The following is a 14,834-nucleotide window of genomic DNA, read 5'->3' on the forward strand; positions in this document are numbered from 1 at the left end:
TTGTCCCCCGATGGGCTGCGCAGCAGCCCCAAAACCAGCCACCTCGGTGTATCTGGCAGAACGGGGTGAGGCTATTGGGGCGGCTTCGCCACCCAGCGCGGGACAAGCCCGCTCGCCACAAAAAGCTAGCGGTCTACAACAGGTTTCAGACTGCTAAAGCTCCCCTTGTGGCGAGGGGGCTTGTCCCCGATGGGCTGCGCAGCAGCCCCAAAACCAGCCACCTCGGTGTACCTGGCAGAACGGGGTGAGGCTATTGGGGCGGCTTCGCCACCCGGCGCGGGGCAAGCCCGCTCGCCACAAAAAGCTAGCGGTCTACAACAGGTTTCAGACTGCTAAAACTCCCCCTTGTGGCGAGGGGGCTTGTCCCCCGATGGGCTGCGCAGCAGCCCCAAAACCAGCCACCTCGGTGTACCTGGCAGAACGGGGTGAGGCTATTGGGGCGGCTTCGCCACCCAGCGCGGGGCAAGCCCGCTCGCCACAAAAAGCTAGCGGTCTACAACAGGTTTCAGACTGCTAAAACTCCCCCTTGTGGCGAGGGGGCTTGTCCCCCGATGGGCTGCGCAGCAGCCCCAAAACCAGCCACCTCGGTGTACCTGGCAGAACGGGGTGAGGCTATTGGGGCGGCTTCGCCACCCAGCGCGGGGCAAGCCCGCTCGCCACAAGGGGGGTGTTCGCTCTCCAGCGATCAAAGATCAAACCGATCAATTGCCCGCCGCCGCTCGTTATCATCACGCACGTCATAGCTGGCGGTGGTCTGGATATTGGTGTGGTGCGCCAGTTTCTGCGCAATCGACAAGTCATGTTCCTCGATCACCCGGGTAATAAACGAGCGCCGGAAATCATGGGGCATGATCTTTACGCCCACTTGTTCGCCACGTTGGCGGGCGATGTAGTAAATCGCATGTTTGGTAATGCGTTCGCGGGTGATATGGCTGCCCCGGCGGATGCGGTTGAACAGGAAGGTATCGTCCTGTTCCCCTTCCTTTAAATGCTCGCGGCGAAACTCCAGCCAGGCCTGCAACTTGGCAAACGCCCAGGCGGGCGCGTACTTGATCAACTCTTTATTGCCCTTGCCCATCACCCGCAGGCTGCGTTCTGCAAAGTTCACCTGGGCCAGGTCGAGGTTGACCGACTCTGACTTGCGCATCCCCGAGCCATACAGGATCCCGATCACGGCCGCATCCCTTAGGCCTTGTGGCCTTGGATCGGCGGCGCAGACGTCCATCAACTCGCGGATCAAGGTGCGGCGCAGGTTGCGCCCCTGGCTCAAGCGCGTGCCGGCGGTGGCTTTGACCGAGCGCATCTTCAGCAGGTGTTCCTGGCTGATCAGGCTGATGCGCCAGGCTTCATTCATTACCCCGCGCACGGCATTGACGTACAGCGATGACGTGTTGGGCGCGTACCCGTCTTCACGCAGCACGGCGACCAAGGCCATCACGTGTTCCGGTTGCAGCAGGTGCCAGTCGATATCTTCCAGGTTGATCTCTTCGAAACCCAGGCGGTCGGCAGCATCTTGCAGCACGTAGCGCATGGTCAGTTGGCTGGAAGGCGCCAGGCGCGCGAGATACAGGGTCAGGGGATTGCGGGAAATCTCGGTCAAAATAGATCAGCCTTGAGATTAAATATCGAGACTAAGCCTATGTTTAATCTCGATATTTAGTGGTTTGGCGAGCGCCGAGTCTAACGCAGGTCGGCGCTGCATACCAAACTAGGGCTCATCCTCGGCCGGTGCCGGGCTTTGCTGCTGGCTCCAGTCAGCGTCTTGTTTTTGCATCAACGCAAACCACTGCTGGCGCATGAACGCCAACAGCTTGGCGGGCGCCTTGGCGAAGTCTTGCTCGTCGGTGTAGCAGCCTGGCAAAGGCAGGTCGGTGCCCTGCTCCTTGTATTGACTGACCAACGCCTGCTGCCCGGCAACGCTGCAATCGGTGGGCAGCGGCATGCCGCGCAGCGCGCCGGCCTCTTCGTCCCACCAACTGGCACCATAGCGGTCAACACCGCGCAGCCCGTATTTGTGTGACTTGCCGATGTGCATGATCAGCTTGAACTCACGGGGGCTGACATCGCTGGTGCACGTGCGCGCGTAGCCCACGGTCACTTGGCTCAGGCCGTCACCCAGCAGGTCGGTGACGCGGGTCGCGGTGTTATCGAAGTGCAGGCTGGCGTCGAATTCGCAGCGCTGCACATCGTCATGCAGCATCCACAGGCGCTTGGGGCGATCCCCCTCCAACAGATACTGGGCGGCATAGATGGACGCCGACTGCGTACCGTCATCATCGCGCTCGCCGGCTTCCTGTTCGGCCAATACCAGCAGGTTGCGGCCCTGCCGATCGTCCCAGCTATATGCTGCCACCTGCTTGCCCCGGACCTCGACCCCGAGCGGAACCTGGTCCAGCGGCGTCAGCCGTGTTTCCTCGTCCGCCGCAGCTGTATGCGCGACCCCGAGCGTCATCCACACCAACACCAAGACCGACCGTAACTGGCCGCGTAAAAACTGCACGCTATTCATCCGACTACCCAGGCAAGAGACCGCTTACTTTACCGGGACTGGCAGGGGGATGCAGAGAAGATTCTGCAGGCACCATGAATTAAAAAAGCGGGTTAATTCAACGTGAATACGCACTAAGGCACTTACAGATACTGACTACAGTGCAAACAGTTATCGTTTGTCTGCGTTGCTATTGTCTAGCTGAACACTAGCTGTCTGCCCACCAAATAAACGAGTTTTTCATCTGCCTTTCATATTCGTTGGACACATTTGCGCTTAATCTTGCCCGCATTACTTGGGGCAAGTCGGATTTTGCTGACTAACCCTTTGATAAAGCTTTACCTTTGGCCGTTATGGGCTTTACTCAGGGTGCTTTCTGCAAGCGGCTCTTTTTTATTGAGTCGCCCGCACTTTCATCCGCTGCTTGTTGTCATTTCTGCGCTCAAAGTTGCTCTAACCCGAGGTCATGAATCTTTGAAACCCTACCCTATTCATTGCGTGTCGATCGTTATTCCGGTCTACAACGAAGAACAGAGCTTGCCCGAATTGCTGCGTCGTACCCGTGCTGCGTGCAAGCAGTTGGCCTATGAGTACGAAATCATCCTGGTGGACGACGGCAGCCGTGACAGTTCCGCTCAATTGCTGGAAGACGCGGCAAGCGAGCCAGGCAGCCCTGTGGTCGCCGTGATCCTGAACCGCAACTACGGCCAGCACGCGGCAATCATGGCCGGTTTCGAACAATGCCGGGGCGAGGTGGTGATTACCCTCGACGCCGACCTGCAAAACCCACCCGAAGAGATTCCGCGCCTGGTCGAGCAAGCCGCCCTGGGCTACGACGTGGTCGCCACCGTGCGCAACAACCGCCAGGACTCAGCCTTCCGTCGCTGGCCTTCGCGTCTGATCAACCTGGCCGTGCAGCGCTCCACCGGGGTGGCCATGACCGATTACGGCTGCATGCTGCGTGCTTACCGGCGCACCATCGTCGACGCCATGCTCGCCTGCCGTGAACGCAGTACCTTTATTCCGATCCTGGCCAACGGCTTTGCGCGCCATACCACTGAGATCCCGGTCCACCACGCCGAGCGCGAACACGGCGAATCCAAATACAGCCCCATGCGCCTGATCAGCCTGATGTTCGACCTGCTGACCTGCATGACCACCACGCCCCTGCGCCTGCTGTCCATCGTCGGCTTCAGCCTAGCGGCCCTGGGCATGCTGTTTGCGTTCGCCCTGATCGTCATGCGCCTGGCCTTTGGTGCCGATTGGGCCGGCGATGGCCTGTTCGTGCTGTTCGCCGTGCTGTTTGTGTTTACCGGCGGCCAGTTCATCGGCATGGGCCTGCTGGGCGAGTACCTGGGACGCATGTACAGCGATGTGCGCGCCCGCCCACGCTTTTTTATTGAAAAGGTGCTGCGCAATGAGCCAGCAGCACCCGCGCCGGTGGTCATAGTCGATGGCCTGCCCTCCTCCCAGTCTTCCACTTCACCTTCCAGTCAGGTTCCGTCATGAGTTCAAAAGCTGTTGTCTTCGCTTACCACGATATTGGCTGTGCAGGCATTGAAGCCCTGCTTGCTACGGGTTACGACATTGCGGCAGTGTTCACCCATGCCGACGATCCCAAAGAAACCACCTTCTACGGCTCGGTCGCCCAGTTGTGCGCACGCCACGGCATCCCGGTGCACGCGCCGGAAGACGCCAACCATCCATTGTGGGTCGAGCGTGTCGCCAAGCTGAACCCAGACTTCATCTTCTCGTTCTACTACCGCAACCTGCTGGGCGAGGCGCTGTTGGCCACCGCACGCCAGGGCGCATTCAACCTGCATGGCTCCCTGTTGCCCAAATACCGTGGCCGCGCGCCGGCCAATTGGGTGCTGGTCAACGGTGAAACCGAAACCGGCGTGACCCTGCACCGCATGGTCAAGCGTGCCGATGCCGGCGCGATTCTCGCCCAGCAAAAGGTCATGATCGAGCGCAGCGACACCGGTCTGACCCTCCACGCCAAACTGCGCGAGGCGGCCACCCAGTTGCTGCGCGATGCGCTGCCGCAACTGGCCCAGGGCAAGCTGAGCGAAACCGCCCAGGACGAAAGCCAGGCCACCTGCTTTGGTCGCCGCACCGCCGCAGACGGCAAGCTGGTGTGGAGCAAGCCCGCAGAAGAGCTGTTCAACCTGGTGCGCGCCGTGACCCAGCCATACCCCGGTGCTTTCTGTGCCGTGGGCGAGCACAAACTGATCGTGTGGCAAGCCGAGGTGGTCCAGGGCAACGAAGGCCAGGCGCCCGGCCGCGTGATCAGCGTCAACCCGCTGCGCATTGCCTGCGGTGAAGATTCCCTGGTGATCAACTTCGGCCAGCGCAATGACCACGGCCTGTACCTCACAGGCCCTGCCCTGGCGGACGAACTGGGTCTGGTGGATGGCTCGTTGCTGCGTGGCGCCGAGTCGGGCCGCAAGCCACGGCGTACCCGCGTGCTGATCCTGGGCGTCAACGGCTTTATCGGCAATCACCTGTCCGAGCGCCTGTTGCGTGATGATCGCTACGAAGTCTACGGCCTGGATATCGGCTGCGACGCTATCGAGCGCCTGCGCAGCCACCCCAACTTCCATTATGTGGAAGGCGATATCAGCATTCACTCCGAGTGGATCGAGTACCACATCAAGAAATGCGACGTGGTCCTGCCGCTGGTGGCCATCGCCACGCCAATCGAATACACCCGCAACCCGCTGCGCGTGTTCGAGCTGGATTTCGAAGAAAACCTCAAGCTGGTGCGCTACTGCGTCAAGTACAACAAGCGCGTGATTTTCCCGTCGACCTCCGAAGTCTATGGCATGTGCCAGGACCAGAACTTCGACGAAGACACCTCCAACCTGGTGGTGGGGCCGATCAACAAGCAGCGTTGGATCTACTCGGTCTCCAAGCAACTGCTGGACCGGGTGATCTGGGCTTATGGCGCCAAGGGCCTGAATTTCACCCTGTTCCGCCCATTCAACTGGATGGGCCCGCGCCTGGATCGCCTGGACTCTGCGCGTATCGGCAGCTCTCGGGCGATCACCCAGTTGATCCTCAACCTGGTGGAAGGTACGCCGATCCGCCTGTTTGACGGCGGCGAACAAAAACGTTGCTTCACCGATATCGCCGATGGCATCGAGGCCCTGGCGCGGATCATCGACAACGATAACGATGCGTGCAACGGCCAGATCATCAACATCGGCAACCCGGACAACGAAGCCAGCATCCGCCAGTTGGGCGAAGAGCTGCTGCGCCAGTTCGAGGCCCACCCGCTGCGTGGCAACTTCCCACCGTTCGCCGGCTTTCGCGAAGTGGAAAGCAAGGCGTTCTACGGCGCCGGGTATCAGGACGTGGCGCACCGCAAGCCAAGCATTGCCAACGCCAAGCGCCTGCTGAACTGGGAGCCGAGCGTGGAAATGAGCGAAACCATCGGCAACACCCTGGACTTCTTCCTGCGTGAAGCGATGCTGGAAATCGCCCAGTCCAGCGAAGCAGGCAAATAATGAAGGCAGGTCTGCGCATTGACGTCGACACCTACCGAGGCACCCGTGATGGGGTGCCAAGGTTGCTGGAGTTATTGGACGAGGCCGGCATCAAGGCGACGTTCTTCTTCAGTGTCGGCCCGGACAACATGGGCCGACATTTGTGGCGCCTGATCCGCCCGCAGTTCCTGTGGAAGATGCTGCGTTCCAACGCGGCCGGGCTATACGGCTGGGACATCCTGCTGGCCGGCACCGCCTGGCCGGGCAAGCCCATTGGCCGCGACCTGGGGCACCTGATGCGCCAGGCCAAGGCCGCCGGGCACGAAGTGGGCCTGCACGCCTGGGATCACCATGGCTGGCAGGCCAACGCCGGGCGTTGGAGCGATGCGCAACTGGTGGAACAGGTACGCCGTGGGCTCGACACCCTGAGGGATATCCTCGGTACCCCGGTGGAGTGTTCCGCCGCTGCTGGCTGGCGCGCCGACGAGCGTGTGGTGCAGGCCAAGCAAGGCTTTGGCTTGCGCTACAACAGCGATTGTCGCGGCACCAGCCTGTTTCGCCCGACACTCGCCGACGGCAGTGCCGGCACGCCACAGATCCCGGTGGACTTGCCGACCTTCGACGAGGTGGTTGGGCCACAGGTCGCGGCCAAGGACTTCAACGGCTTCATTCTTGATCGGTTCACCGAATCGACACTCAACGTCTATACGATCCACGCAGAAGTAGAAGGGATTCTGATGGCCAACGAATTTCGCCAGTTGCTTGCCCAGGCAGGGCAGCGCGGCATCCAATTCCAGCCCTTGGGCAACTTGTTGCCGGCCGACCCGGCGAGCCTGCCCCAGGCGCATCTGACACGCGGCGTACTCGGCGGCCGCGAAGGCTGGCTGGGAGTACAACAGGCATGATCCGACGTTGGGCCCTGCCCCTGCTCCTATTGGTCTTCGGCCTGTGCTACCTGTTGCCGATGGTGACCCATGGCCTGTGGATCCCGGACGAAACCCGCTATGCGCAGATCAGCCAGGAAATGCTGCTGACCGGCAAGTGGGCGTCGCCACACTTTATGGGCATCCGTTATTTCGAAAAACCGGCAGCCGGTTATTGGATGATCGCCCTCGGCCAGGCCCTGTTCGGGCAAAACCTGTTTGGTGTGCGCGTGGCCTCTGCGCTGGCCACCGGCTTGAGCATCCTTTTGGTCTACTTCATGGCCCGACGCCTGTGGAATGACCCACGCAAGAGCCTGGTCAGCGCTGTGCTGTACATGAGTTTCGTCAGTGTGGCGATGTCCGGTGGCTACGCCAATCTCGACCCGCAGTTCAGTTTCTGGGTCAACCTCAGCGGCGTGGCCTTGTGGCTGTGTATCGACAGCCGCAGCCGGCGCGCCCGGCTTGGCGCCTGGGCGTTGCTGGGATTTGCCTGCGCCATGGGCTTTATGACCAAGGGTTTTTTGGCGTGGCTGCTGCCGGTGCTGGTCGCCCTGCCCTATATGGTCTGGCAAAAACGCTTTCGTGAGTTGCTGACCTATGGTTTGGTCGCGGTGGTGGTGGCAATTGTGGTCAGCCTGCCCTGGGCGCTGATGGTGCATGCCCAGGAGCCCGACTACTGGAACTTCTTTTTCTGGCACGAACACATCCAGCGTTTTGCCGGTGAAGATGCCCAACACGAAGAAGCCTGGTGGTACTACCTGCCGTTGCTGGCGGCGTTCAGCCTGCCATGGCTGGCCCTGCTGCCCTGCGCCCTGAAACAGGCGTGGCAGGACAAACGCTCCCACAAGACCGGCTTTGTGCTGTTGTGGCTGCTGATGCCCCTGGCGTTTTTCAGCCTGAGCAAGGGCAAGCTGCCGGCTTATATCCTGCCGTGCCTGCTGCCGCTGGCATTGCTGATGGGCTATACCCTGGCCGACAAACTGGCCCAGGCCCGTGGCCGGGTGTTGCGGATCAATGGCTGGCTCAACCTGATCCTCGGGGTGCTGGGCCTGCTGGCAATCGTGTACTTCCAATTGAAGAAGCCGATCTATGCCCACCAGCAGGAACTGTCGAGCCTGGTGCTGGTGTTTATCGTGCTGCTGGGCTGGATCATCGCCAACCTGCTGCAGGCGGCACGCCCGTTGCGCCTGTGGGCGGCGCCGGCACTGGGCAGTTGGTTGCTGGTGGCCCTGGTGCCAGCGGCGTTGCCGCATTCGGTGGTCAATAACAAGACACCGGACCCGTTCATTAATGATCATGCCCAAGAATTGGCAGGTACCAACCGTTTGCTGAGTAACGACCTGGGCGCAGCGTCAGCCTTGGCGTGGCGGCTCAAGCGCCCGGACGTGACGCTGTACGACGCCCAGGGCGAAGTCAAATACGGCCTGGCCTACCCCGACAGCGCCGAGCGCCGGGTCGACACCACTCAAGTCCAGCAATGGATGACCGAGGCCCGCCAACAGGGCTCGGTGGGCGTGGTGATGCGCGTCAAGGGTGAAAGTGAAGTACGCGAAGTCGAGTTGCTGCCCAAAGATGGCAAACGCTATGAGCAAGGCAACATGGTGATCCTGGTGTTCCCACAGGTGGTGCCGTGATCACCTTGCTGCTGCTTCTGGCCGCGTGCCTGCTGACCTGCCTGGGCCAGATCGCACAAAAGTATGCCGTCGAAGGCTGGCGTGAGTTGCCCGCGGGCTGGGCCTTGAAACTGCGCTCGCCCTGGTTGTGGCTGGCCCTGCTGTGCCTGGGTCTGGGCCTGCTGGTGTGGCTGCTGGTGCTGCAACGCCTGGAGGTGGGGATTGCCTACCCGATGCTCAGCCTGAATTTTGTCTTGATCACCCTAGTGGCGCGCTTTGTGTTCCATGAAGCGGTGGATCGCCGCCACTGGCTTGGCGTGGCCCTGGTGATGGCGGGCGTGCTGCTGCTGGGAGGCCAGGTATGAGCCGGTTGCGCGGTTTTACCTTGGCGTTATCCAGCGTGGCGCTGGTCAGCGTCGCCCAGTTGGGCATGCGCTGGAGCATGACGCGCCTGCCCTTGCCCGCCGACTGGCTCACTGCGCTCGGCAACGCCACCGTGGATCCGCTGGCGTTGGGCATAGTGGCCATGGCGATTGTGGCCTACGCGCTGTCGATGCTCTGCTGGCTCGGCGCACTGCAGCACCTGCCCCTGGGACGTGCCTATTCGTTGCTGAGTATCAGCTACGTCCTGGTGTACCTGCTGGCGGTCTGTCTGCCGGGCTTCAACGAACCCTTTTCCCTGTCGCGGACCTTGGGGGTGGCACTGGTCATCCTCGGCGTCCTGACAATCAACTCCCGTCGTATTGGCAACACAAGCCCCAGGAATGCCCCATGAAAATCAGCGTATTTGGTAGTGGTTACGTTGGCCTGGTACAGGCCACCGTATTGGCCGAGGTCGGTCACGATGTGATCTGCATGGACGTTGACGAAAACAAGGTGCGCCTGCTGCAACAGGGCCATGTGAGCATTTTCGAGCCGGGGCTTGCCAGCCTGGTCCGGGAAAACCTGGAGAATGGCCGGTTGACCTTTACCAGCGAGGAAAAACTCGCGGTCGAGCATGGCGAAGTGCTGTTTATTGCGGTCGGCACGCCTTCGGACGAAGACGGCTCGGCCGATTTGAAGTACGTGCTGTCGGTGGGCGATGCGGTGGCCCGTCATCGTGTCGAGCCGGTGATCCTGGTGGAGAAGTCCACGGTCCCGGTGGGTACCGGCGACACCTTGCGTGCGCATATCGACAAGGCTTTGGCCGGGCGCAGCCTGGTGTTCGATATCGTCTCCAACCCGGAATTCCTCAAGGAAGGCTCTGCGGTGGCCGACTGCCGGCGCCCCGACCGGATCATCATCGGCTGCGAACGCGAAGAGGTGCGCGATACGATGCGCGACCTGTACGCGCCGTTCAACCGCAACCATGACCGCATCATCTTCATGGATGTGCGTAGCGCCGAGCTGACCAAATACGCCGCCAACTGCATGCTGGCCACGAAAATCAGCTTTATCAACCAGATCGCCGAACTGGCCGAGCACCTGGGGGCCGATATCGAGTCGGTGCGACTGGGCATCGGTGCCGATTCGCGGATCGGCTACCACTTTATCTACCCTGGCTGCGGCTACGGTGGCTCGTGCTTCCCCAAGGACATGCGCGCGCTGATCCACAGCGCCCGCCAAGCCAATTGCTCCAGTGACCTGCTCGAAGCGGTGGAAGCCATCAACCAGCGGCAGAAAAGCAAGCTGTTCGAGCGGATCCGCGCGTTCTACAAAGGCGAATTGCGCGGCAAGACCTTCGCCTTATGGGGCCTGGCCTTCAAGCCCAATACCGACGACATGCGCGACGCGCCGAGCCGGGTGCTGATGGAGTCGCTATGGGCCGCCGGCGCCAACGTACGCGCCTTTGACCCCGAGGCCATGCAGGAAACCCAGAAACTCTACGGCGATGACCCGCGGCTGATGCTGATGGGCACCCCGGAATCGACCCTGGGCGGGGCCGATGCCTTGATCATCTGCACCGAGTGGCAGCAATTCAAGGCGCCGGACTTCAACCTGCTGCACGCACGCCTCAAGGCGCCGGTGATCTTTGACGGGCGCAACCTGTATGACGCCGAGCGCCTGGCGCGCAAGGGCTTCCATTACTTCCCCATGGGCCGTGGGCAATCGTGCGACTTGCCGATCCCGCAACAACAGTGGACGCCACAGTTGGCGGAGGTCTGAGGCGTGGACAACCTGCTCGGCGCAACCCTGCGCCGCCAGTCCTGGGCCGTCGGGCTGCTGGCACTGCTGCTGTTTATCGCCGGCAACTGGGACCAGTCGATTATCGGCTTCGACTCGCGCTTCGTGCTGTTCGCCCAGGAAATGCTGCGCTATGGGCCAGGGTTTTTCCCCACGACCTATGGCCAGCCGTATGCCGATTACCTGTCCACCTCAACCCTGTTGACCTGGCTGTTGTCGCTGCCCCTGGGGCGCGTCACCAGCCTCAGTGCCTGGTTGCCGACGGCGATTGCGTCGGCACTCATCGTCGCCCTGGTCTACCGCCTGACCGCGCCCTACTCCCGGCGCTGGGCGTTGCTGAGTGTTGCGTTGCTGTTGCTCAGCAGCACATTTATCAGCGAAACCCGCTCGGTATCCCTGGACCAGATGTTGGCGGCGGTGACCCTGGCAGTGTTTTACCTGGGCTATGCCCACGATCACTTCGCCAGCCCCCGGCGCCTGCCGTGGCTATTGCTCCTGTTATTGCTCGGTTTCGCGATTCGCGGGCCCATCGGCCTGGTGATCCCGACTGGCGTGTTGTGCAGCTATTACCTGCTCAACCGCCAGTGGCGCCGGTTGTTCAGCTTCGGCCTGCTGGCCCTGGCGTTGCTGGTGGCATGCGTGGGCCTGCTGCTGTTGCTGGCCAAGGTCAGTGGCGGTGAGGCCTTTATGCAGGACGTGATCCGCATGCAGTTCCTCGGGCGCATGGATGGCCGCGAAGGTTCCAGCAGCGTGCTGTATTACTTCACCAGCTCCCTGGGCAACTACGCCCTGGCATACCCGTTGGCCCTGCTGGCGCTGCTTGCGGTGCTGTTCAATGGCCGGCGCACGACTGATAGCGGCTGGCAGCTGCTGGTGGGCTGTACCGCGGCGGGCTTGATCGTGATGCTCGGCCTGTCGATCCCCGAGGCGAAGAAAGCCCGTTATGTGTTGCCCATGATGCCCATGGTGGCGATCATCGCCGCGTACCCGTTCCATACGGCCAATGGGCGTCTGTTCAAAGGGCTGCGGGGCTTGATGCTGGGGTTATGGGCATTGACCCCGGGGCTGTTGATCGGTGCGCTGCTGGTAGCGCGCCATCGCTTTGGTGCGCAGCTGGAGCATTTCAACAGCGTGCTGGGCCTGTTGATGGGCTTGCAGATCCTTGTCGCCGGGATACTCCTCAAATGGCGCTGGCGCCCGGTCGCGCCGGCGTTTTGTGCGGTGCTGGCGGTGTGGAGCGTGTATATCCTGGTGGTCGAACCCCTGGAGCGGCGCTTGTACGACACCCGCACCTTTTCCCGCGCGGCTCATGCGCTGATCCGGCAACAACCGGCGCCGTTGGTATTGCATGGCCTGGGTAAAGACGCCAAGGCCATCAAGTTCATGGTCAATGTGGAGTGTGATCGGGTGCCGCTGTTCACCCAGACCCCTGCCGACCTGGCTGCGCTGCCGGTGCCAGCATGGCTGGTGATGGACAAGGCGGACTTTATGCGTCTCGACGAGCCGCGCTGGCACGGGTTGACGCCGGTTCTCACAGGGCAGTTCGATAAAAACACCTATGTGTTGCTGCATTTGGAGCGGGTTGCTGACTGAGGGCCATTTATCAAGAAAGCTCCTACGTTTGTATCCGTAAATGCCGGTAGCAGCGCCTCTATCAGCCCTATGACCCCAGGGTTACACTCGTTTTACATTGCGCCACATAGTTACCGTCGGCGTTCAAAAAGACGCCTCAGAGGATTGCTGCCGTGCCTGACGAGCCCTTGCCTATCGAGCCGGTACACATCGGCTATATCCCGCTACCCACCCTCGCTCGGTTGATGGAGCTGCGCGACGCCCTTGTCGCCCTCAAGGGGCCCTTGGCCAGCGACCCACGGCTGCGGGAAAGCGTGCAGAAGTCGCTGGACAGCACCGAAAACCACGACCGTGTATTGGGCAAGGTCGGCCCAGGGCACGAGCCGGTTTGATGCAAAATTACTGCACTTAACCTGCATTAATATGCATTGGCGGCAGTTTTGTTTGAACGGCACACTGCACCGGTTCCTCCCCCAAATGTTGGAACTTTCGAAGGGCTTTGCGGAACACCGCAAAGCCCTTTTTTTGCCCGATGCCACTCAGTTATGCACAAACCTACTGGAGGCGCTGGCCCGCATCGTTTTTGATCGCCTTTTAAGATTGGACTGCCCCGCAATGCTCGCTCGCTGGTTACCCGCTGCCATCAATACCCGTCCCGCCGAATGGAGCCGTGCCGCCATCGGCATCGCCCTGGGCACCCTGTTTACCGTATGGCTCTGCGCCCAGGTGTATGGCCTGGAAGTGGCCATGCACCTGCTGGGCCCGTTGGGCGCCTCCGCTGTGCTGTTGTTCGCCGTGTCATCGGGCGCCCTCGCCCAGCCGTGGTCGATCATCGGCAGCTACCTGTGCGCCACCGTGGTGGCTTTGCTGGTGGCCCGCGTACTGGGACGGACTCTGGGCAGCGCCTGCCTCGCAGCGGGCATGGCCTTGATCCTGATGTGCTGGCTGCGCTGTCTGCACCCGCCTTCGGGTGGCCTGGCCATGACCCTGGTCCTGGCGGACCCGGCCACCATCGCCCTGGGCTGGCAAGAAGTCGGGCCGGTCATGCTGGGCGCTGCCACGTTATTGCTCTCGGCCCTGGCCTATAACAACCTGACGCGCACCCGCTACCCCAAGGGCCCCGCCGAGGCGCCGGTGATGGTGCCTTCGGCGTCGCCGCAGGTGGATGCAAAAATCACCGCAGTGGACCTGGAGCAGGCGCTGGCGCAAATGGAGCAGTTTTTCGACGTCACCCCCACCGAGCTCGAAGAGCTGATCCATATCGCCGAAGACCATGCCCGCCGCCGTAGCATTGGCCAGGTACTGGCCAGCCGGGTCTAAACGCGGCGCCCCTGGTTTTTTATCGAATACCCCCCTGCATAAATGCAAAGATGACCTGCAGGATTCCGGCTTGTACTGGGCAAATTTGCACTGGTACGATCCGGAGAGGGTTCGCCCGCGAACATTTTGATAAAGAACAATAAAAGCAGGGAGTTACAGATGACTGCTCAGGCTCAGTCCCAGGCGACACGCAGCACCGAGTCCTCCCAGGACAGCGTCCTGGCCGAAGTACGCAACCATATCGGCCACCTGACCCTCAACCGCCCCGCCGGCCTCAACGCCATCACCCTGGATATGGTCCGTAGCCTGTCGAGATATTTGCACGCCTGGGCCGCTGATCCCCAGGTGCACGCGGTGGTACTGCGCGGCGCCGGTGAAAAGGCGTTCTGCGCCGGTGGCGACATCCGCTCGCTGTACGACAGCTTCAAGAGCGGCGACACGCTGCATGAAGACTTCTTTGTCGAAGAATATGCCCTCGACCTGGCCATTCATCACTACCCCAAGCCAGTCCTTGCCCTGATGGACGGCTTTGTCCTGGGCGGTGGCATGGGCCTGGTCCAGGGCGCCGATCTGCGGGTGGTGACCGAGCGCAGTCGCCTGGCCATGCCGGAAGTGGCCATCGGTTATTTCCCGGATGTGGGCGGCAGCTATTTCCTGCCGCGCATTCCCGGTGAGCTGGGGATTTACCTGGGCGTGACTGGCGTGCAGATCCGCGCCGCCGACGCGTTGTATTGCGGGCTCGCCGATTGGTACCTGGACAGCGCGAAGCTTGCGGAGCTGGACCAGAAACTTGACCACCTGCAATGGAACGACTCAGCGCTCAAGGACTTGCAAGGCCTGCTGGCCAAGCTTGCGGTGCAACAACTGCCCGATGCGCCGCTGGCCGCCCTGCGCCCGGCCATCGATCACTTCTTTGCCCAGCCGGACGTGCCGAGCATTGTCGAGCAATTGCAGCAAGTGACCGTCGCCGACAGCCATGAATGGGCCGTGACTACCGCCCAGTTGATGCAGACTCGCTCCCCGTTGGCCATGGCCGTTACCCTGCAGATGCTGCGACGTGGCCGGCGCCTGCCTCTAGCGGACTGCTTTGCGCTGGAACTGCACCTGGACCGCCAATGGTTTGCCCGTGGCGACCTGATCGAAGGCGTGCGTGCGTTATTGATCGACAAGGATAAATCCCCGCGCTGGAACCCGCCAACGTTAGCGGCATTGGACCAGAACCACGTCGACAGCTTCTTCCAAGACTTCGCGAAGAACGGAAACTAAC

General features: G+C 61.6%; 13 protein-coding genes. 11 read left to right on the forward strand and 2 right to left on the reverse strand.

What is annotated here, in order from left to right:
* Nucleotides 1-685: 685 nt before the first annotated feature.
* The gene (locus tag JTY93_RS13215; RefSeq protein WP_205478101.1) at nucleotides 686-1,600 is read right to left on the reverse strand and encodes a site-specific integrase; all 915 of its coding nucleotides are present in this window, start codon (nucleotides 1,598-1,600) and stop codon (nucleotides 686-688) included.
* Between the two features lie 108 nt (nucleotides 1,601-1,708).
* Nucleotides 1,709-2,509, reverse strand: a complete 801-nt coding sequence (locus tag JTY93_RS13220; protein ID WP_205478102.1) for a M949_RS01915 family surface polysaccharide biosynthesis protein — start codon at nucleotides 2,507-2,509, stop codon at nucleotides 1,709-1,711.
* Nucleotides 2,510-2,962: 453 nt separating this feature from the next.
* Between JTY93_RS13220 and arnC the strand changes: the two genes are divergently transcribed.
* The 11 genes from arnC (at nucleotide 2,963) to JTY93_RS13275 (ending at nucleotide 14,833) form a co-directional block, all read left to right on the forward strand.
* Nucleotides 2,963-3,997, forward strand: a complete 1,035-nt coding sequence (gene arnC / locus JTY93_RS13225) for an undecaprenyl-phosphate 4-deoxy-4-formamido-L-arabinose transferase (protein ID WP_205478103.1) — start codon at nucleotides 2,963-2,965, stop codon at nucleotides 3,995-3,997.
* Nucleotides 3,994-5,997 (forward strand): bifunctional UDP-4-amino-4-deoxy-L-arabinose formyltransferase/UDP-glucuronic acid oxidase ArnA, encoded by a 2,004-nt coding sequence (arnA, locus tag JTY93_RS13230; protein ID WP_205478104.1) that lies wholly within the window; start codon nucleotides 3,994-3,996, stop codon nucleotides 5,995-5,997. Before arnC ends, arnA begins: the two co-directional genes overlap by 4 nt.
* Complete coding sequence (arnD, locus tag JTY93_RS13235; protein WP_375373160.1) at nucleotides 5,994-6,881, forward strand: 4-deoxy-4-formamido-L-arabinose-phosphoundecaprenol deformylase; 888 nt, start codon at nucleotides 5,994-5,996, stop codon at nucleotides 6,879-6,881. Before arnA ends, arnD begins: the two co-directional genes overlap by 4 nt.
* A complete protein-coding gene (gene arnT / locus JTY93_RS13240; RefSeq protein WP_205478106.1) occupies nucleotides 6,878-8,533 on the forward strand; it encodes a lipid IV(A) 4-amino-4-deoxy-L-arabinosyltransferase in 1,656 nt (551 codons plus the stop codon). The genes arnD and arnT overlap by 4 nt, the downstream gene beginning before the upstream one ends.
* Complete coding sequence (gene arnE / locus JTY93_RS13245) at nucleotides 8,530-8,877, forward strand: 4-amino-4-deoxy-L-arabinose-phosphoundecaprenol flippase subunit ArnE (RefSeq protein ID WP_205478107.1); 348 nt, start codon at nucleotides 8,530-8,532, stop codon at nucleotides 8,875-8,877. Before arnT ends, arnE begins: the two co-directional genes overlap by 4 nt.
* A complete protein-coding gene (gene arnF / locus JTY93_RS13250) occupies nucleotides 8,874-9,287 on the forward strand; it encodes a 4-amino-4-deoxy-L-arabinose-phosphoundecaprenol flippase subunit ArnF (RefSeq protein ID WP_205478108.1) in 414 nt (137 codons plus the stop codon). Before arnE ends, arnF begins: the two co-directional genes overlap by 4 nt.
* Complete coding sequence (locus JTY93_RS13255; protein WP_205478109.1) at nucleotides 9,284-10,657, forward strand: UDP-glucose dehydrogenase family protein; 1,374 nt, start codon at nucleotides 9,284-9,286, stop codon at nucleotides 10,655-10,657. Before arnF ends, JTY93_RS13255 begins: the two co-directional genes overlap by 4 nt.
* Before the next feature lie 3 nt (nucleotides 10,658-10,660).
* On the forward strand, nucleotides 10,661-12,268 hold the full coding sequence (locus JTY93_RS13260) for an ArnT family glycosyltransferase (RefSeq protein ID WP_205478110.1): 1,608 nt from the start codon (nucleotides 10,661-10,663) through the stop codon (nucleotides 12,266-12,268).
* A gap of 152 nt (nucleotides 12,269-12,420) precedes the next feature.
* Nucleotides 12,421-12,639, forward strand: a complete 219-nt coding sequence (locus tag JTY93_RS13265; RefSeq protein WP_240357211.1) for a type VI secretion system contractile sheath small subunit — start codon at nucleotides 12,421-12,423, stop codon at nucleotides 12,637-12,639.
* A gap of 223 nt (nucleotides 12,640-12,862) precedes the next feature.
* Entirely contained in the window at nucleotides 12,863-13,567 is a 705-nt protein-coding gene (locus tag JTY93_RS13270; protein ID WP_169995508.1) for an HPP family protein, read from the forward strand.
* 159 nt (nucleotides 13,568-13,726) lie between these two features.
* A complete protein-coding gene (locus JTY93_RS13275; RefSeq protein WP_205478111.1) occupies nucleotides 13,727-14,833 on the forward strand; it encodes an enoyl-CoA hydratase/isomerase family protein in 1,107 nt (368 codons plus the stop codon).
* Nucleotide 14,834: the final 1 nt, after the last annotated feature.

The organism is Pseudomonas hygromyciniae (assembly GCF_016925675.1).
GTDB classification, from domain to species: Bacteria; Pseudomonadota; Gammaproteobacteria; order Pseudomonadales; family Pseudomonadaceae; genus Aquipseudomonas; species Aquipseudomonas hygromyciniae.